The organism is Nocardia sp. XZ_19_231, assembly GCF_015355705.1.
In the GTDB taxonomy this organism is placed as follows: domain Bacteria; phylum Actinomycetota; class Actinomycetes; order Mycobacteriales; family Mycobacteriaceae; genus Nocardia; species Nocardia salmonicida.
Genome location: NZ_JACUZI010000002.1, coordinates 716829 through 734347 on the forward strand (window position 1 = coordinate 716829; position 17519 = coordinate 734347).

The following is a 17519-nucleotide window of genomic DNA, read 5'->3' on the forward strand; positions in this document are numbered from 1 at the left end:
CGGTTTCGGCGGCGTCTGCGCTTGGCGCGTCGCCACGTGACGATCGTCACGGTGGTGATTGGTGGTGCCCCCTGTAGGACTCGAACCTACGACCTAGTGATTAAAAGTCACCAGCTCTACCAACTGAGCTAAAGGGGCGCGCAGCGGAGTCTAGCGGACGCGGTGCCGAAGGGCCGAACAGTGGTCCCCGGTCGCGTTGCGGGCATCCGATCGCCGCTGGTGGCGGCCGGTAACGGCGGAGCCGTCCGCGACGATTCTGGGTAAACACCTGGTGCCCAGCACCGTTCGCGCTTTCGGTTGCGTATGGTTGTCGAATATTGTTGTATCGCAACAACTTTCGACAAGCAGGGGTGCAGGAGCGATGGAGTGGTCCACGGTGGGCGCCGGTCTCGCGACCGTTCGGCGAACTTCGGCGGTGCCGGTGAGCCGGTCAACCGGGCTGCGCGCCTACGGAATTCGTACCCGGACTAACCATTCTGGTTGCGCTTCGTTTGCTGACCTGGATAACCGGACCGGATGTTCGGATAGGTACACCAATCGCCGCGTGTCGTCTCGGGAATACGGGTACGGTGATCGCCTGGTGAATTTCGAAACAATCACCGGTGCCGCGTTTTCCGTGGTTCCGGTGCAGGGTGCGGCGTTTCGCAATTCATCGACAGATTGCAGGCCGAAGTGATCGCGATGGGTGCGCGAACTCCCGGCAAAGGGGTAGTCGTCGCCGCAGGAGGAGGCGGTTCTCACCGGTGGCGGGGCCGCTGTGCGAGGCACCGCGAGTCTTTCATACCGAAAGTTTGAATTAAAACCACTATTCGCACCAGCGGTCTGTATTCGACCGCCGGCGTCGAGAAGGTTCGGAGGCGTTTCGAGCATGGCACGGCAGCAAGAGCGGGCGCGCCGGACACGCGCGGCAATAATCAAATCCGCGGCCGTCGAGTTCGGGAAGAGTGGATATGCCGCGGCATCGCTCAACCGCATTCTGGAAGGCTCGCGCGCTACCAAGGGCGCGATGTACTTCCACTTCGACTCCAAGGAAGACCTGGCGCGCGCGGTGCTCGAGACCGCGGTCGAGCGGTACCGGATCTGCGCGGAGCGCTGGCTGGCGCGCGCCGACCTCGGCCCGCTCGATGTACTGCACGGCATGGTCGACGAGATCGCCCTTCGCCTCGAGCACGACACCATCGTGCAAGCGGAGTACCGCCTCGTGATCGAGCCCGACTTCCATCGCGACACCGGCAACGGCGGCGGACGCATCGTCGGTCGTGCCACCCGCGTGCTCGCGGTCCGCGCCATCGACGACGGACAGCTGCGCGCCGATGCCGACCCCGACCGCTTCACGCGGACCCTGTCCGCGGCGCTGGCCGGACAGCGCTATCTCGTCGACCCGATCTCCAACGGTTCCGCCGCCGACCTGCGTGCCCGCTTCGCCGAGGTGCTGGAGGTTATCGTGGAGGCAATGGCGACCCCGCTGTGGATCCAGACTTTCCGCACCGATGGTTGGCGGGAGCAAGCACGCCTCGATGACCTCGGTTTGGGCGCCTGACCAGGCGATTTGGAACTCTGCGCACACCTGTCATAAGCTATGCGAGCTCCCAACGGAAACGTTGAAGCCGCCCCGGAGAGATTCGGAACGAGCCCCCTTCGTCTAGCGGCCTAGGACGCCGCCCTTTCAAGGCGGTAGCGCGGGTTCGAATCCCGTAGGGGGTACAGTCTTCGGACTGTGTCTAGTAGTACTGCAGGTATGCATGGCCCTGTAGCGCAGTTGGTTAGCGCGCCGCCCTGTCACGGCGGAGGTCGCGGGTTCGAGTCCCGTCAGGGTCGCACGTAGTACCAGAGCAATCCGGTACTTCCGGCCAGGTAGCTCAGTTGGTACGAGCGACCGCCTGAAAAGCGGTAGGTCGCCGGTTCGATCCCGGCTCTGGCCACCTTCGATCCCCTCACCGAAGTACGCGGTGAGGGGATTTTTTCGTAGGTGGGCGGCGAGAGCCGGTCAGCCCGTCACCGGCATCCGCAGGGCGTTGGCCCATAGGCGCGACAGGGTGTGGACAACTTCTTCCATCGGAATCCGACTGCCGTCGAACTCGCCGTCGCCGATGACGAAATAGTTGAAGGCCATGCGGCTGACCATGCCCGAGAGGGCGCGCGAGGTGAGCATCGGATCGATGTCGGGGTCGGCCAGGCCGCGTCGCTGAAGGTCGGCGATGCCGCGGGCATTGCGGCCGATGAAGGCATCGGCACGGTGCTGGCGCAGCTTGCTGAATTCGGGGTCGATATGGGCGACCTGCTCGAGCAGGCCCATCAGCTTCGCATTGCGCTTGTAGGCCTCGAAGTAGGCCAGATTGGCGGCTTCGATGATCGAGGCCGGGTCGTCCTCGCCCGTCACATGCGGCATCCCGGGATGCATCATGTCTTCCTGGGCGTGCTCGAGGATCGCGGCGAAGATCTCCTCTTTGCTCGCGAAATAGGTGTAGAAAGTGCCCGACGAGCAGTTGGCTTCCTGGGTGATGTCGATGAGCCGGGTATCGAGGTACCCCATGCGCTCGAACACCTTCCGGCCCGCCGCGATCAGCGCGTCCCGCGTACGCAGTCCGCGCTGGGTGGCAGGCAGGTCGCGCAACAGCGAGGTGCGTGCCATCGAGGGCAGCGCGCCCTCGCTGTCGGTGTCCGCGGATCGTTCCATGGTGTAGTTATATACCGGCGTTCACGGGCGGAACACGACGCGGCCGACGGTATCGCCGTCGCCGAGGCGGCCGAGTCCGGCTGGGACATCGGCGAACGAGAGCCGCTCACTGATCAGCGGTTTCACCAGACCTGCCGCAGCGAGCCTGGTCAGCTCGGCATGGCAGTCGTGGATCGCCTGCTGGTTGTACTGCTTGTAGAGACCCCAGTGCAGGCCGATGATCGAATAGTTCTTGATCAGCGCGTGATTGAGCGCGGGCTGGGGGATGGTGCCGCCGGCGAAGCCGATCACGAGGATGCGACCTTCGAAGGCGATGCACTTGGTGGACTTGGCGTAGGCGTCGCCGCCGACCGGGTCGTAGACCACGTCGGCGCCGCGGCCACCGGTGAACTCCTTGACGATCGGCACGAAATCCTCGGTGTGCCGGTCGATCACGAGGTCGGCGCCGAGCTCTCGGCAGTAGTCGGCCTTCGCGGGCCCGCCGACGACGCCGATCACCCGTGCACCCGCCGCCTTGCCCAACTGCACCGCGGAGCTGCCGACGCCACCTGCCGCGGCGTGCACCAGCAGCGTCTCGCCGGGCTGCAATCGAGTCCGGCGGTGCAGCGCGAACCAGCTCGTCTGATAGCCGATGACCAGTGCCGACGCCTCGGCATCGTCGAGGGATTCCGGTGCGGGGAAAGCGTTTTCGGCATCCAGTACGGCCAGCTCGGCGAACGCGCCGCCGGGCAGGTTCGCGGTGCCGACGATCCGGTCACCGATCGCGAACCGGTCCACACCCGCACCGACCGCCAGCACTTCGCCGCACAGTTCCACGCCAGGGGTGAACGGCAGCGGTGGCTTGATCTGATATTGCCCACGGCACAACAGCACATCGGGGAAGTTGGCGGGCGTGGCGAGAACGCGCACCAGCAGCTGCCCCTCACCCGCCACCGGGTCGTCGATATCGTTGAACTGCAGTACTTCCCGTGGTTCGCCGAGTTCGGCCAACTGCCAGGCTTTCATCGTGATCAGTGCTCCTGTTCGGTGTGTACGTCAGATAGCTGAGGTTGCCGGGTCACGTGCGGCCGGTCGGATCCAGTTCAGTCATCTCAGTTGCACTCCCGGTACTTGTTCAGTTCCTGACGTGCGATGGCACGCTTGTGCACTTCGTCGGGTCCGTCGGCGAGCCGGAGCGTGCGCAGGTGCGCCCAGGCGGCGGCCAGCGGGAAATCGTCGGTGACGCCGCCCGCGCCGTGTACCTGAATGGCCCGGTCGACGACCTTCAGCGCGATGTTCGGCGCGGCCACCTTGATCGCGGCGATCTCGGTGCGCGAGGCCTTGTTGCCGACGGTGTCCATCAGATAGGCGGCCTTGAGTGTGAGCAACCGGATCATCTCGATATCGATGCGCGACTCGGCGATCCAGTCCTGAATATTGGCGTTCTCGGCCACCGGCTTGCCGAAGGTGACCCGCGCCTGCGCGCGCTTGCACATCATCTCCAGTGCGCGCTCGGCCATGCCGATGCTGCGCATGCAGTGGTGGATGCGGCCGGGCCCGAGCCTGGCCTGGCTGATCGCGAAACCCTCGCCCTCGCCCTTGAGTACATCGGTGACGGGCACCCGCACGTCGGCGAAGTCGATCTCGGCGTGGCCTTCGCGTTCCTGGAAACCGAACACCGGCAGCCCGCGGATGATCGTGACGCCCGGCGCGTCGATCGGGACCACCATCATGGTCTGCTGGCGGTGCGGTGCCGCGGTGGGATCGGTCTTGCCCATCACGATCATCACGCGACAGTTCTTGTGCAAGGCGTTGGTGGCGAACCACTTTCGGCCGTTGAGCACATAGTCTTCGCCGTCGCGCACCATCGACAGTTCGATATTGGTGGCATCGGAGCTGGCCACTCGCGGTTCGGTCATCGCGAAGGCCGAGGCCATGGTGCCGTCGAGCAGCGGCTTCAGGTACTTCTCTTTGTGCTCCTCGGTGCCGAACAGTTCCAGCACTTCCATGTTGCCGGTGTCGGGGGCGTTGCAGTTGCAGGCCTCGGACGCGAGATGGCTACGGCCCATGATCTCGGCCAGTGGCGCGTATTCGAGGTTGGTCAGGCCGGGGCCGCGGCCAGGGTGCGGGTGGAAGAGGTTCCACAGTCCGCGACGTTTGGCCTCGGCTTTGAGCTCTTCCACGATGGGCGGCTGGAAATGGGGGTCGCCGGATTCGCGCATCTGTACGTCGTAGACGGACTCGGCCGGGTAGACGTGGGCGTCCATGAAGTCGAGCAGTTCTTCGGAATACTTCTTGGCGCGGTCGCTCAGATCGAACAGTGACATGGCTTGCTCTCTCGCTCAGTGGGTTTCGGCCAGCAACGACGACTGGTAGCGGCGCATGCCGCGCAGCCAGCGGTCGTAATCGGCGCCTTTGTGGCGGTACATGTCCAGCACCTGTGGATGCGGCAGGATCAGGAATTCCTCGGCGTCGACGGCCGCGAGCACGATGTCGGCCACCGCGGCAGGTTCGAGGACATCGCCCGCCGAGACGACGGCGCGGGTCGCGGTGGCGCCGATTTCCTCGCCCGAATCCCGGCCCGCGTAGAGCAGCTTCGTGTTGACGCCCATCGGGCACAGGCAGCTGACGCGAACACCCTGGTCGCCGTAGGTGACACTGAGCCACTCGGCGAACCCGACCGCGGCGTGCTTGCTCACCGAGTAGGTGGCCGAACCGATCTGGGTGAGCAGCCCCGCGGCGGACGCGGTACTGATGAAGTAGCCCGCACCGCGTTCGACCCACTCGGGCACCAGCAGGCGCGCGGCGCGGGTGTGGGCGCGCAGGTTCACCTCGAGGGCGCGGCTCCAGTCGTCGTCGGTGACATCGAGCCCGGGGGCGCCGACGATGCCCGCGTTGGCGAAGTACAGGTCGACCGGCCCGAAGTGATTCTGCGCCACCGCGATCAGACCTCTGATCGCCTCGGTGTCGGCGGCATCGGCGCCGACACCCACGGTGGCGCCGGGGTGGTCGGCGTTGATCTGCTCCGACACGGCCAGCGCGGCGGTCTCGTCGATGTCGGACACCACCACCTTCGCACCGGCCGCGGCGAGTGCGGCGGCCAGCGCGGCGCCGATGCCCGCGCCGCCACCGGTCACGATGGCCACCTTTTCGGTAACTCTCACGGGAAGTCCTTTCGAGGGGGATCTGTCAGTACTAATAGAACTTGACGTCAACTTCAAGTGAGTGAGCGCTTGCTCAGTGTCGTTCACGAAGAATGTAATGTCAATCACATGCGGCTACCGGCGGCTGCTCAGGATCTTGCGCGCGCCCGGCTGTTGACGAGGGTCGCGATCCACGTGCGGGTGTCGGCGGGGTCGATCACATCGTCGAGTTCGAATCCCGTGGCGGCGGTGAGCGCCTTGCCCTGCTGGTAGGCCAGGGTGAGCAACTGCTGGAAAAGGGTCTCGCGCTCGTCCGGATCGGCCACAGCGGCGAGCTCTTTGCTGAAGCCGAGGCGAACCGCGCCCTCCAACCCCATCGGGCCGATCTCGCCGGTGGGCCAGGCGACGGTGAAGTTCGGCGCGCGGAAATGGCCCGCCGTCATCGCCATCGCGCCGAGTCCGTAGCCCTTGCGCAGGATGACGGTGCCGAACGGGACGGTCAGCTGCGCGCCGAGCACGAACAACTTGCTGAACCGGCGCACCGTCGCGGTCTTCTCCGCCTCCGGTCCCACCATGAAACCCGGTGTGTCGCACAGGGAGACGATCGGCAGCCCGAACGATTGGCACAGGGTGAGGAAATCGCCCATCTTGTCGGCGGCCTCGGCGTCGATGGCGCCGCCGAGGTGATGGCTGCTGTTGGCGATCAAGCCGAACGGTTCGCCGTGCACCCGCACCAGCGCGGTGACGACGCCGACCCCGTAGTCCGGCCGCAGCTCGAGCACCGAGCCGACGTCGACGATCGCGTCGATGGCGCGATGGATGTCGTAGGCGCGTAACCGGTTCTCCGGCACCACATGTCGGGCCAGCCGTGGGTCCGGTGCGTCGAAATCCTCGACCCGGCCCTGGAAATAGCCGAGGTACTGCTTGGCCAGCGCCACCGCGTGCGCCTCGTCGCGGGCCACCAGGTCGACGACGCCGTTGCGTCGCTGCACGTCGATCGGGCCGATATCCTCCGGGCGGTAGGCGCCGAGCCCGCCGCCCTCGATCATCGCCGGACCGCCCATGCCGATATTGGCGTCCGGCGTCGCGATGATCACGTCACAGGAGCCGGCCAGCGCGGCGTTGCCGGCGAAGCAGCGGCCCGACACGATCGTCACCAGCGGCACCTTGCCGCGCAGGGCGCCGAGCGCGCGGAAGGTCGTCACCTCGAGACCCATGCCGGTCCAGTCGGTGTCGCCCGGCCTGCCGCCACCGCCCTCGGCGAACAGCACAACCGGAACCCGCTTGCGTTCGGCCAGTTCGAAGGCGCGGTCGGTCTTGGCGTGGTTGTTCTTGCCCTGGGTGCCCGCGAGCACGGTGTAGTCGTAGGAGATCACCACCGCCTCGGCTTTGTCGAAGTGTTCGGCGCCGATGGTCGCCAGGCCGGTGATCAGGCCGTCGGCGGGGGTGTTGGCGATCAGGTCTTCTTCGGTGCGTCTGGTGCGTTGGGCGGCGAACGTGAGTGCGCCGTACTCGACGAAGCTGCCCTCGTCGACCAGGTCGGCGATGTTCTCCCTGGCGGTGCGTCGACCGATCCTGTGCCGTTTCTCCACGGCCGCCGGGCGGGATTCGTCGAGCGTCACCCGGTGCCTGGCACGGATCTCGTCGACATCGGCGCGAGCCCGGCCGGGATCGAGATCGGCGTGCGCGCTGCCGGTTCCGTCGGCGCCGGTACGGGTGATGATGACCAGCGGATCGCCCGGCGCGACGACTCGGCCGGGGCGAACCAGCACCCGCACGACCCTGGCGGCATCCGGCGCGGCGAGCACATGTTGCATCTTCATCGCCTCGAGCACCACGAGCTGACCACCGGCGCCGATGTCGACACCCTCGTCCGCTACTTCGACCACCGTGCCCGCGAGCTGCGCGCGCACGGCTTCCTGACCGGGATACAGCTCGACCGCGGCGACCGCGACCTCGGGCTGATCGGTCTGTGCCGCCGCGACCAGTTCGGTCAGTCGCTCCGTGAGAAAGCCGGTGGTGGCCAGACCCGACTGGAAGGTGCTGTCGGCGAGGATTTCTCGCAGGAACGAGATATTCGTGCCGATGCCGGTGACGGTGAACTCGGCGAGCGCTGTCGCGGTCTTGCGGGCGGCGGCGGGGAAGGACTGTCCGCGGGTGCGGGTGATCACCTTGGCCAGCAGCGAGTCGTAGCGCGGGCTCGGGGTCAGCCCGGAGCGGCCGAAGGTGTCGACTCGCACGCCCGGCCCGGTCGGCGGTGCGAAGGTGGTCAGCGTGCCCGCGGTCGGCACCGCCGAACCGTCGGCCGTCATCGTCTCCATGTTGACTCTGGCCTGGATCGCGATGCCGTCCGCCAGGGCCGGATCGCCGGTGGATTCCGTTCCGTCGGAGACGATTCCGCGCGGCAACCCCAAGTCGTCGAAGTGCGCGCCCTGGGCGATCGCGAGTTGCACGGCGACCAGATCGACGCCGGTCACCTCCTCGGTCACGGTGTGCTCCACCTGGATTCGCGGATTGACCTCGAGGAACACGAAGTCGGTGTCGGAGACCAGGAATTCGACGGTCGCCAGTCCGCGATACCCGACCTGGGCGCACAACCGGGCCGCCGCGAGGTGGAGGTCCCTGCGCAGTGTCTCCGAAAGCCCCTGCGCGGGAGCAATTTCGAGGAGCTTCTGATGCCTGCGCTGCACGCTGCAATCGCGGTCTCCCAGCGCCAGCGCCCTGCCGCCCGTGGCGACGATCTGCACTTCGATGTGCCGGGCGTTCTCGAACAGCAGCTCGGCGAACACCGCGGGGTTACCGAAACCGAGCTGTGCCTCCGCGCCGCACTGCCGATACGCGTCGTCGATCTCCTCGACCGCTCGCACCACCCGCATGCCACGCCCGCCGCCACCGGCCAGCGCCTTGATCATGATCGCGCCGGGGTGGGTATCGAAGAACGCGCGGACCTCCTCGGCGGTGGTCGGTCCCTCGGTGGCGGGCAAGACAGGCACGCCCGCGGCCACGGCGGTCGCGCGGGCCGAGGACTTGTCACCGAACAGGTCGAGCACCGCGGGATCGGGCCCGACGAACGTGACGCCATCGGCCGCGCAGGCACGGGCGAATGCGGCGTTCTCGCTGAGGAATCCGTAACCGGGATGGATGTAGTCGGCGCCGGATTCCTTGGCGGCGGCCAGGATCGCGGAGTGGTCGAGGTAGGGCGTGGCGCCGGTGCCAGCCACCGCGATCGCCTCGCCCGCCGCGTGCACATCGGGGTTGTCGGCATCGTCGCCCGCGTAGACCGCCACGGTGTCGATGCCGAGTTCGGTGGCGGTGCGGATGATGCGCAGGGCGATCTCGCCACGATTGGCGATCAGCAGTTTCACTGGATGTCCTCGGATTCGGTGGCGGCGGGTTCGATGATCTAGCTGGTGAAGCCGATCAGTCGTTCGGCGATGGCGATGTGGTCGGTGACGAACTGTTCGCGGCGGTCGTGGTCGGCTCCGGCGAGCCGGGAGGCGCCGATCAGCAGCGCGTCGGTGAGGGTCTCGACGATCCGCGTCGGCGGGGCGCACGGATCGATCCCGCCGCGCACCTCGTCGCGTTCGAGAAACGCGGTGAACCGCTTGCGCAGACGAGTACGCACCCGCGACCACTGCGCGCCGATCGCGGGATCGATCCCCGCCCGGTGCTCGATCAGCGCCACCAGCGCGCCGTTGGCGAACACGGCTTCGGCGAATGCACGGGTGGTCGCCCCGATGACCTCGGCAGGCGCGGTGACCCCGACGTCCACCACGAGTTGCGAGTCGAGGAACTGCGCGCACACCCGCTCGGTGATCGCCGCGAACACCTCGTCCTTGGAGGAGAAATACGCGTAGAAGGTCGCCCGGGAGACCCGCGCCCGCGTCGTGATCGTCTCGACGGAGGTCTGGTCGTACCCCAGTTCGGCGAAGCACCGCGCCGCCGCGTCGAGCAACTCACCCCGCCGCGGTCCCGCGCTGTCCTTGCGCGCCGACCGCGCCCGCTCCTGCGCCTCGCTTGTGGTCACCGTCACAAGTGTTATTGACGTTGACGTCAGTGTCAACGGACGATTCACCACCTGACCTGTTCGGTTACCGAAACCGATGCCCACCGGGTAATATCGCTCTCCGATGCAAGGAAGCAAGGCCCTGTAGCGCAGTTGGTTAGCGCGCCGCCCTGTCACGGCGGAGGTCGCGGGTTCGAGTCCCGTCAGGGTCGCCACACAGAAAGTCCCCCACACCGATTCCGGTGCGGGGGACTTTCGCGTCAGCGGACCTGCTCAGATGCGGTGGTCGATGCTGGTGATGCGGTGACGACCGGGCGCTACCTCGGTGGTGCGCATGACCTGATTGATCTTTTCGGTGGTGGCATCGCCCGGCCATTTCTGGTGGATGGTCACGTTCCAGAGGGTGGCGTCGGCGGCGTCGGCTTTGGTGATGTGGACGCAGTACTTCACATCGAGGGGGAGTGAGCCGATGCCCTCGGCCAAGGCCGACGCATTGCCCACATGGGCGTTGTCGGTGACGAAGGAACGGGCCTTGGCGGCGTCGCGGTCGACGTAGTAGCTGTATTCGAAGCCGAGGATGGCGCCCTCGGGGCTGGCGGTGTCGCCGCGTTCGGCGCTGATGGTGATCGAGGGGGTGCGGAAGGATTCGCAGCCCGACAGGGCGTGTGCGGGAAGTGGGGGTACCACGGTGGAAGTCGTTGCCCGCGTGCCGGAGACAGCGGCCTGCGCCGTGGTGATCGGTTTGTCGGCGGGGCCGAGGAAGATGGTGGCGGCCAAGCCGAGGAGCACGACGAATACCACGGCTCCGATGATGCCTTTGATCGCGGCCGCGGCCTTCACCTTGCCACCGCTTTCGTCGTAGCGTTCGTCGTCGAAGTTCCTGCGTGGGCGCCGGGCGATCTGGCCGCCGCCGCCGAAGTCCTTGAGGCGCGGCAACACCGGTATCTCGACATGGTCGCCGCTCTGTTCGGTCGCGGTGGCGGTGGCCCAGTCGTTCCAGTCGACATCGTCACCACGCTGCGGCTCGGCCGGCACGTCGCCGTCGTTCCAGTCGTTCCAGTCGCCGGTGAACCCGTCGTCGTCGTCGGGATTTCGATACACCGGTTCGACCGGCGCGGGCTGGAACGGGCCGTCGTCGAACGGTTCCGGGTCGGGTGGCGGCCAGGTTTCCGGGTTCGTGCCGATCGTCTGTGGCTCGGCCTCGCGGCGTCGCCTGCGCCGCCGTTTACCCTGCGGGCGACGGCGGCCGGGCGACGTGGCGTCCGGCGACGCGAAGTAGGCACCGAACGGATTGTCCATGTGGGTGTCCTACGCCGGCGCCGGGACGACTCCCGGTTGACCGTGTTTAGGCGAGGCAGAAGGTTTTTCGGTCTCCTGCTCCTGCTGAGGACGAGCACCGGGCGGCACCACTCCGCCTTGCATCGGCTGCTGCGCGGGCGCGGGTGTACTCGGAGCCTGTTGGGGCTGTTCGGCTTTCGGCGTCTGATTCTGGAACGGAGCAGCCGGCGCGGGTGCTTCCGGCTTCGCCGAAGCGCCACTGTTGTTGTTCGCGGCGCCACCGCTGTTGGCGCCGCCGCCGGTGCTGGTGCCGCCACCCAATCCGCCGAAGAGGGTGTTCGTGCCGGTCCCACCGCCATTGGTCGACGGTGCGGTGGGCGTGGTGCCCGCGGGTGTGGTGGACGTGGCGCCCTCGGTGCCCGCGGCATTCGCGGCGAGAGTGTCGATTCCGGTCGTCGCCAGCTCGGTACCCTTGTCGAGCCCGTGCATCGCGACTTCGGCGATCTTGTCGATCAGATGCGTACCGAACGTGACACCGGCGTCGATCGCCGCGGTCCCCAGTGACACCCCGCCGTCGATCAAGGCCTCTTGCAACGCGATCTGCGCCGCTGTCGCCGGATCGATGTTGTCGTCGTCGTCATCCCACGGCGAGTCGTCATCCCAGGACGACGTATCGGACCCACCGGTGCCGAGTACGTAGACGCCGGGCGCCACCTCCGTCGCGCCGGCGGGCACGGTCACCCCGTTGGTCCCGCCGAGATCGCTGGTGAGCCCCTTGGTGTCTCGGGTGTACTGATCCATCTCGGTGCTGGCATTACCCACCACGCCGACTGCTTCGGAGATGGCCTCTTCGGCGAGTTCGACGATGGCGTCGAGGTTGTTGCCGTTCACCGCGGGCGCGGCCTTCTTCGCCTTGGCCCGGAAGTCGGCGATGATCGCGTCGACCTTGGCGGCCGCGGTCGACTGCGTCGAATGCGCCTGCCCGAGCAGTGAACTCAATCGAGTCCCACGATCGGCCGCGGCCGAGACCTCGGTCGCGGTCTGCCGCAGCGCGGGTGTGGCGGGGGCGGCGGTCTCGGTCGACTCGAGGGCGTACAGCCCGAGCCGATGCGGGTCCTCGGTAGCTGTCGTCGCGGCGGATGCCGACGTCAGCGCGGCGACCACCGAGGCATCGGGATCGGCAGAGGTATTACTGCCCAACGATCTACGCAACTCGAGCAACGGCACTTCGAGCAGCGCGATCACCGGCGCGATCTTCGCCTCGGCCTCGGCGGGCGTGATCGTGCTCAACGTGGTCTCGGTGGCCAGCGACTTGGCAGCCATCACGCCACCTCGCTCTCGACCGCGCGCAGATCGCCCGCCAGCCCGGTGTCGATCCCGGTCACGCTGTCGCCGAAGCGATTCAAGATGCCCTGATAGGCGGTGACCAGGTTGCCCGCGGTACTGAGTGTCGAAGCGTGTTCGCCCGCTGCCTGTGTCCAGGCAGCGGCGAATTCACGCCCGAGCACGCCGAGCCCGGACAGATCGACCCCGGCCGCGGTCGTCGTATCGTTGGCCGCTGTGCCAAGAAGTTCGGAAACCCGAGCTGCCGCACGCTGATAAGCGTCGAGTGCTGACGGGTCGAAAGACATTTCTGCCACGATGTCTGCCCCTTCACGATCGCGGATCCCGGCACGGCCGGTGCTCAAAAGCGTAACCACCGAGCGCCGTTTGCGGGAGAGTCCCGTCCAGATGGACGGATCGATTTCGAGACTACGCAGGTCAAGGACTTTCACCGCGAAGCCGGTGTGGTGCTGGTGTGACTGACGGGTCGGTGATCGAACATGACCGGCGAGTAGGGTCGGCCACGACATGGATGGGTATCGACTGTTCGCCCTGTTCGGGTTCGCTCTGCTCGATGCGCTCGACGTGCTGCTGGTGGCGATCACCACGGCCGTGGTCGCCGACGCCAGGCTGACCCGGCGTTCGCCGATGACGGGGGTGCTCAGTTTCCTCGGCGGCGTTTTCGCGGTCTCGGTGGCCTTCGGTGTGTGCACCGTGCTCGGCATCGACTTCCTGGTTCGGCTGTTCGACTTCGAGCTGACCCCCGCCCTGCGCTACTGGGGCGAGTTGGTGATCGGCCTCGTGCTGATCGCCGTCGCCGCGCTTCCGGTCGACACCACCACGTCCACCGGCGGCCGCTGGATCGAGCCGGTGCGCAGATACCCCTGGCTGCTCGGGGTGATCGGTTTCACGCTCGGCCTGGCGAAGGTCCCCACCTCGGTGCCCTATCTCGCGGCCCTCGCAGTGCTGTCCGCGCAGCGCCCGCTGCCGGTGGCGTGGCCGGTGATCGTGGCGGGCTACTGCGCGATCGCCCTGGTTCTGCCACTGGTCGTGCTGGCTTTGGCCATGCGGCGAACGCCGCGCGCACGGCGGGTCTATCGCCTGCTCGTGCGGGGCATCACCCGTTTCGGGCCGCCGACGATCAGGGTGCTTTTCGTCGTGTTCGGCATAGGACTGATCATCGACGCACTGGTCCACGCGGGCCGACTGTGGTGAGCGCCCGCACGGCCACTCAGGAAAGCGTCAGGACCATCGAGTACCGTCATAACGAATCGATGACATGCCCCGTGCCCGCATCCTGGGCCGCGGGGCTATCCAGGTGAGCAGGGAGGGCGACCCTTGAGGGTTACCGTTGTTGTGCCGACCTACAACGAGCGGGAAAATCTGCCGGTGGCGGTGGAGCGGTTGACGGCTCTGCCGGTGTCCGATCTGCACGTGCTGGTGGTAGACGATAATTCACCCGACGGCACGGGTGACGTCGCCGACAAACTGGCCGCCGAGCTGCCGAATGTGGTGAGCGTGCTGCACCGCACCGAGAAGGACGGCCTCGGCCGCGCCTACATCGCGGGCATCACCGCGGCGCTCGACGAGGGCGCCGATGTGGTGATCCAGATGGACGCCGATCTGTCGCACCCCGCCGAGGTGATCCCGTCGATGCTCGAGAAGCTGAGCTCCGACGATGTCGGCGTAGCGCTGGGGTCGCGCTACGTGCCGGGTGGTTCGACCGCCGCGGAGTGGAAGTGGTACCGCAAGGCCCTGTCGGCCTGGGCCAACTTCTACGTGAACCTGATCCTGCGCCTCGGCGTGAAGGACGCGACCGCCGGTTTCAAGGCCTGGAAGGCCGACACCCTGCGCGCGATCGACGTGGCCTCGATCCGCAGCAACGGCTACTCGTTCCAGGTCGAGATGAACTACCGCGCGATCAAGAAGGGCTACACGATCGCCGAGGTGCCGATCCGCTTCGAGGAGCGCACCGTCGGTGCGTCGAAGATGAGCCTGAAGGTGCAGCTCGAGTCGGCGCTCATGCCGTGGAAGCTGCTGTTCGGCCGCTCGGTCTAGAATTCGATACGCGAAAGGCCCCGCCGATGGTTTCGGCGGGGCCTTCGCTGTTTCCTCGGGTCACTTCGCGGTGATGCCGCGACGCACGCCTTCCAGGGCGATCACCATGACCGGCACCAGCACCACGTGCATCACCGACAGGGCGATGGTGGAGGCGGTGTCGAAGTCGGCGGCCACGGTCAGCCCGATGGTCGCGATCGACAGCGCCGACCCGACCACGGCGGCGGTCCGCAGCACGCCGGTCCACAGGTAGGACACCAGCACGGCGACGGTCAGGCCGATCAGGACCGGCACGGCCGACATCAAGATCACCCCGCCGGGCGCGGCATCGGTGAGCTTGCCGTCGGCGATCGTGGTGAACGACCCGCCTGCGGCGGCGCCGATGGCCCAGACGATCAGATTCAGCACCACGGCGACGGCAGCGGCGCCCAGCACGGCGACGGGCCGGTTCAGTGCGGGGACGGTGTAGGCGGTGGGGGCGGTGACGGTGCTCATGATGTTCTCCCTCATTCGGTGGTGAGACAAGCATCGAACCTGAACCTTTGTTCATGTCAAGTCCTTGCTCGAATTGAATTGCGCCGCATCGTCGAGACCCTGGTCATAGGCCCTGGGCCCCGTACCTACGACAGAAGGTCGTAGCATGGCGGCGTGGGCTCTCCGACGGATCACACCGCGCGCTTACGCGGCGCGGCAGTGGGTTCCGCGTCCGGTGCCGTCGCGGTTCTGGCGCACGGACTCGGTGGTGCTGCCGCCGTTCCCGCCGGATCTGCCCTGGCGCTGTTGTTCGCCGCGTGCGCGCTGATCGGTGTCGTCGTCACCGCGCTGCCGCGGGGAAACAGTGCGATGTCGACCATGGTGGTGCTGGCTGTCGGCCAGTGCGTCGGGCACACCGCGCTGTCGCTGGGACATTTCCAGCACCACACCATTTCGGGCGCGATGGTGCTCGCTCACCTGGTGGCGATCCCCGTCGGCGCCCTCGCGATTCGCGCCGCCGAGGTCGGTGTGCGCCGGGCAGTCACCAGCGTGCGGCAGCTGGTCCTCGTGCTGGCCGGGGTCCCGAGCCCCGCCGAGCGTCCGGTCCGGCTACCCGTCGCCGACGAGCGTGCGGTGCTCCGGCAGCTCCTCCTACGACCAAATATCGGGCTGCGTGGTCCGCCCGGGGTGGGCGCGACCGCATTCCACCCCGTTCCGGCTTAGAACAACGCCGACGAATTCCGCCGTCTCGGTCGATGATTCGCTGTGCCGACAGGCCGGTCCGGGGCACACCTCACCCCGATGATCGGAGTTCTCCCATGTCCGTCTTTCCGCATACCCACCTGCGTGCACGCCGTGTCGGCGCTGCCGCCGCCTGTGCCGTCCTCGCCGTGTTCGCCACCGCCTGCTCGAATTCCGAGCCCGGCCCGGCCGCTTCCGTGGCGACGGGGGACCGGATCACCATGAGCGACCAGTGGATCAAGGCCGCCGAGTCCGGAATGTCGGCCGCCTTCGGCAACCTGCGCAACGCCGGTGACGCTCCGATGACGCTGGTATCCGCCACCAGCCCGGCCTCGGAGCGGGTCGAGATCCACGAGGTGGTGCCCGACAGCACCGGTGCGAAGACCATGCGCCCGAAGGCAGGTGGCATCACTATCCCGGCGCGCGGCGAGGTGACCTTGAAGCCGGGTGCCGAGCACCTGATGTTCATGGACCTGAAGCAGCCGCTGCGGACCGGCTCGGAAACCTCGCTCACGCTGACCTTCGCCGACGGCTCGAGCACCGTCGTCACCGCACAGGTGCGTGATTTCGCCGGCGGCAAGGAGAACTACACGCCGGGCACCGACAACCCGATGCACGGTGGCTGATTCGCGGCCCGGACTCTCTCGTCGACGGTTGCTCGGCGGGGGAGCCGCGGTGGCGGGTGCGGCCGGAATCGCCTGGGGTACGGCCGAACTCGTGCGCCCGGAGGCCGATCGGGATGAGGCGCTCGACATCGTCGCCTTTTTCGGCGCTCATCAGGCGGGCGTGGAGACGATGCCGCCACGTCACGTGGCTTTCGCGGGCTTCGACCTGGCGCCCGGCGTCGGACGCGAGGACGTGATCGGGCTGCTCCGTATCTGGACCGACGACGCGGCGCGCCTGACCATGGGCATGCCCGCGCTCGCCGACACCGAACCGGAGCTCGCCGCCAGACCGGCCCGTCTCACGATCACCGTCGGCTTCGGACCCGAACTGTTCACCGTCGCAGGGCTCACCGAGCGAAGACCGGCGTGGCTGCGCCAGCTACCGCCGTTTCCCATCGACCGGCTCGACCCCGTCTACACCGGCGCCGACCTGGTCCTCCAGGTCTGCGCCGAGGAGGCGACGACGGTCGCGCACGCGGTGCGGGTGCTGTCCAAGCACGTGAAATCGCTGGTGACGGTCCGGTGGGTGCAGCGCGGGTTCCGGGATGCGCCGAGAGACCAGACGATGCGCAACCTCATGGGGCAGGTCGACGGCACCGTCAACATCGCCCCGCGCACGGTCGACTTCGACCGACTGGTGTGGGATGACGGCGCGTCGACGCCGTGGCTCGCCGGCGGCACCTCCCTGGTGCTGCGCCGGATCGCCATGGACCTCGACACCTGGGACGAACTCGACGCCGACGGTCGCGAACTGACCGTCGGTCGCCGGGTCGCCAACGGTGCGCCGCTCACCGGTATCGCCGAACACGACGAGCCCGATCTCGCCGCGGTGGACCGTCACGGCATCCCGGTCATTCCGCCGTCATCGCATGTGGCGCGGGCCAGGCACACCCACGACGGTGAACGGTTCCTGCGCCGCGGGTTCAACTACGACGAGAACCCGGCGCCGGGGCAGGTGTCGAACTCGGGCCTGCTGTTCGTGGCCTATCAGCGCGATGTCGACCGTCAGTTCCTGCCGGTGCAGGCGCGGCTGGCGGAATTCGACGCGCTGAACGAGTGGACCACGCCCATCGGCTCGGCCGTGTTCGTGATCCCGCCCGGTGTCCCCGGTCCAGGGCACTATCTCGGGCAACAACTGTTCGAGAGCTGAGTATCCGGTCGGGCGCTCCCCGCGC

At 67.4% G+C, this 17519-nt stretch carries 16 protein-coding genes and 5 tRNA genes; 10 read left to right on the forward strand and 11 right to left on the reverse strand.

Annotated features, from left to right (window positions below; translation table 11 throughout):
* Window positions 1-62: 62 nt before the first annotated feature.
* Window positions 63-138 (reverse strand) — tRNA-Lys (locus tag IBJ82_RS10640).
* A gap of 730 nt (window positions 139-868) precedes the next feature.
* Here IBJ82_RS10640 and IBJ82_RS10645 point away from each other — a divergent pair.
* The 4 genes from IBJ82_RS10645 to IBJ82_RS10660 all read left to right on the forward strand — a co-directional run bounded on the left by IBJ82_RS10645 (window position 869) and on the right by IBJ82_RS10660 (window position 1922).
* The gene (locus tag IBJ82_RS10645) at window positions 869-1540 is read left to right on the forward strand and encodes a TetR family transcriptional regulator (RefSeq protein WP_194825748.1); all 672 of its coding nucleotides are present in this window, start codon (window positions 869-871) and stop codon (window positions 1538-1540) included.
* 91 nt (window positions 1541-1631) lie between these two features.
* Window positions 1632-1704, forward strand: a tRNA-Glu gene (locus IBJ82_RS10650).
* A 40-nt stretch (window positions 1705-1744) separates the two neighbouring features.
* A tRNA-Asp gene (locus tag IBJ82_RS10655) sits at window positions 1745-1818 on the forward strand.
* A gap of 30 nt (window positions 1819-1848) precedes the next feature.
* Window positions 1849-1922: transfer RNA gene (locus IBJ82_RS10660), tRNA-Phe, on the forward strand.
* 65 nt (window positions 1923-1987) lie between these two features.
* Here the strand turns inward: IBJ82_RS10660 and IBJ82_RS10665 are convergent.
* From IBJ82_RS10665 to IBJ82_RS10690, 6 genes are all read right to left on the reverse strand, one after another.
* A complete protein-coding gene (locus IBJ82_RS10665; protein WP_194825749.1) occupies window positions 1988-2677 on the reverse strand; it encodes a TetR/AcrR family transcriptional regulator in 690 nt (229 codons plus the stop codon).
* A gap of 21 nt (window positions 2678-2698) precedes the next feature.
* Window positions 2699-3682, reverse strand: a complete 984-nt coding sequence (locus tag IBJ82_RS10670; protein ID WP_194825750.1) for an NADPH:quinone oxidoreductase family protein — start codon at window positions 3680-3682, stop codon at window positions 2699-2701.
* Between the two features lie 86 nt (window positions 3683-3768).
* On the reverse strand, window positions 3769-4983 hold the full coding sequence (locus IBJ82_RS10675; protein ID WP_194825751.1) for an acyl-CoA dehydrogenase family protein: 1215 nt from the start codon (window positions 4981-4983) through the stop codon (window positions 3769-3771).
* A gap of 15 nt (window positions 4984-4998) precedes the next feature.
* Window positions 4999-5820: an SDR family oxidoreductase gene (locus IBJ82_RS10680; RefSeq protein ID WP_194825752.1), complete on the reverse strand. Its 822-nt coding sequence runs from the start codon at window positions 5818-5820 to the stop codon at window positions 4999-5001.
* A gap of 128 nt (window positions 5821-5948) precedes the next feature.
* Window positions 5949-9164: a carboxyl transferase domain-containing protein gene (locus tag IBJ82_RS10685; protein ID WP_194825753.1), complete on the reverse strand. Its 3216-nt coding sequence runs from the start codon at window positions 9162-9164 to the stop codon at window positions 5949-5951.
* Between the two features lie 38 nt (window positions 9165-9202).
* Complete coding sequence (locus IBJ82_RS10690; protein ID WP_194825754.1) at window positions 9203-9826, reverse strand: TetR/AcrR family transcriptional regulator; 624 nt, start codon at window positions 9824-9826, stop codon at window positions 9203-9205.
* Window positions 9827-9943: 117 nt separating this feature from the next.
* On the opposite strand from IBJ82_RS10690, the gene IBJ82_RS10695 reads away from it, so the two are divergent.
* Window positions 9944-10020: transfer RNA gene (locus IBJ82_RS10695), tRNA-Asp, on the forward strand.
* A 58-nt stretch (window positions 10021-10078) separates the two neighbouring features.
* On the opposite strand, the gene IBJ82_RS10700 is transcribed toward IBJ82_RS10695, so the two are convergent.
* Genes IBJ82_RS10700 through IBJ82_RS10710 form a run of 3 tightly spaced genes read right to left on the reverse strand, consistent with a single transcriptional unit; the run spans window position 10079 to window position 12723 of the window.
* On the reverse strand, window positions 10079-11104 hold the full coding sequence (locus IBJ82_RS10700; RefSeq protein WP_194825755.1) for a hypothetical protein: 1026 nt from the start codon (window positions 11102-11104) through the stop codon (window positions 10079-10081).
* 9 nt (window positions 11105-11113) lie between these two features.
* Window positions 11114-12406 carry a hypothetical protein gene (locus IBJ82_RS10705; RefSeq protein ID WP_194825756.1) on the reverse strand — a complete coding sequence of 431 codons (1293 nt, stop codon included), beginning with the start codon at window positions 12404-12406 and terminating at the stop codon, window positions 11114-11116.
* A complete protein-coding gene (locus tag IBJ82_RS10710) occupies window positions 12406-12723 on the reverse strand; it encodes a hypothetical protein (protein ID WP_194825757.1) in 318 nt (105 codons plus the stop codon). The genes IBJ82_RS10705 and IBJ82_RS10710 overlap by 1 nt, the downstream gene beginning before the upstream one ends.
* Before the next feature lie 211 nt (window positions 12724-12934).
* On the opposite strand from IBJ82_RS10710, the gene IBJ82_RS10715 reads away from it, so the two are divergent.
* Window positions 12935-13621, forward strand: coding sequence for a GAP family protein (locus IBJ82_RS10715; RefSeq protein ID WP_194825758.1), 687 nt, complete (start codon window positions 12935-12937; stop codon window positions 13619-13621).
* Between the two features lie 123 nt (window positions 13622-13744).
* Window positions 13745-14464, forward strand: coding sequence for a polyprenol monophosphomannose synthase (locus IBJ82_RS10720; protein WP_228536832.1), 720 nt, complete (start codon window positions 13745-13747; stop codon window positions 14462-14464).
* A gap of 60 nt (window positions 14465-14524) precedes the next feature.
* Here the strand turns inward: IBJ82_RS10720 and IBJ82_RS10725 are convergent, their stop codons facing one another.
* Window positions 14525-14959 carry a DUF6069 family protein gene (locus IBJ82_RS10725; protein WP_194825759.1) on the reverse strand — a complete coding sequence of 145 codons (435 nt, stop codon included), beginning with the start codon at window positions 14957-14959 and terminating at the stop codon, window positions 14525-14527.
* 153 nt (window positions 14960-15112) lie between these two features.
* Between IBJ82_RS10725 and IBJ82_RS10730 the strand changes: the two genes are divergently transcribed.
* From IBJ82_RS10730 to IBJ82_RS10740, 3 genes are all read left to right on the forward strand, one after another.
* A complete protein-coding gene (locus IBJ82_RS10730; RefSeq protein ID WP_194825760.1) occupies window positions 15113-15661 on the forward strand; it encodes a hypothetical protein in 549 nt (182 codons plus the stop codon).
* A gap of 95 nt (window positions 15662-15756) precedes the next feature.
* Window positions 15757-16305 carry a copper chaperone PCu(A)C gene (locus IBJ82_RS10735; RefSeq protein WP_194825761.1) on the forward strand — a complete coding sequence of 183 codons (549 nt, stop codon included), beginning with the start codon at window positions 15757-15759 and terminating at the stop codon, window positions 16303-16305.
* Window positions 16298-17494 (forward strand): Dyp-type peroxidase, encoded by a 1197-nt coding sequence (locus IBJ82_RS10740; RefSeq protein WP_194825762.1) that lies wholly within the window; start codon window positions 16298-16300, stop codon window positions 17492-17494. The genes IBJ82_RS10735 and IBJ82_RS10740 overlap by 8 nt, the downstream gene beginning before the upstream one ends.
* Window positions 17495-17519: the final 25 nt, after the last annotated feature.

What these genes read in the sequence shown, in the direction of transcription:
- IBJ82_RS10705 (WP_194825756.1), bottom strand. Translation starts at nt 12,406, where the DNA reads ATGGCTGCCAAGTCGCTGGCCACCGAGACCACGTTGAGCACGATCACG.
- IBJ82_RS10735 (WP_194825761.1), top strand. Translation starts at nt 15,757, where the DNA reads ATGTCCGTCTTTCCGCATACCCACCTGCGTGCACGCCGTGTCGGCGCT.
- IBJ82_RS10715 (WP_194825758.1), top strand. Translation starts at nt 12,935, where the DNA reads ATGGATGGGTATCGACTGTTCGCCCTGTTCGGGTTCGCTCTGCTCGAT.
- IBJ82_RS10645 (WP_194825748.1), top strand. Translation starts at nt 869, where the DNA reads ATGGCACGGCAGCAAGAGCGGGCGCGCCGGACACGCGCGGCAATAATC.
- IBJ82_RS10725 (WP_194825759.1), bottom strand. Translation starts at nt 14,959, where the DNA reads ATGAGCACCGTCACCGCCCCCACCGCCTACACCGTCCCCGCACTGAAC.
- IBJ82_RS10665 (WP_194825749.1), bottom strand. Translation starts at nt 2,677, where the DNA reads ATGGAACGATCCGCGGACACCGACAGCGAGGGCGCGCTGCCCTCGATG.
- IBJ82_RS10675 (WP_194825751.1), bottom strand. Translation starts at nt 4,983, where the DNA reads ATGTCACTGTTCGATCTGAGCGACCGCGCCAAGAAGTATTCCGAAGAA.
- IBJ82_RS10670 (WP_194825750.1), bottom strand. Translation starts at nt 3,682, where the DNA reads ATGAAAGCCTGGCAGTTGGCCGAACTCGGCGAACCACGGGAAGTACTG.
- IBJ82_RS10700 (WP_194825755.1), bottom strand. Translation starts at nt 11,104, where the DNA reads ATGGACAATCCGTTCGGTGCCTACTTCGCGTCGCCGGACGCCACGTCG.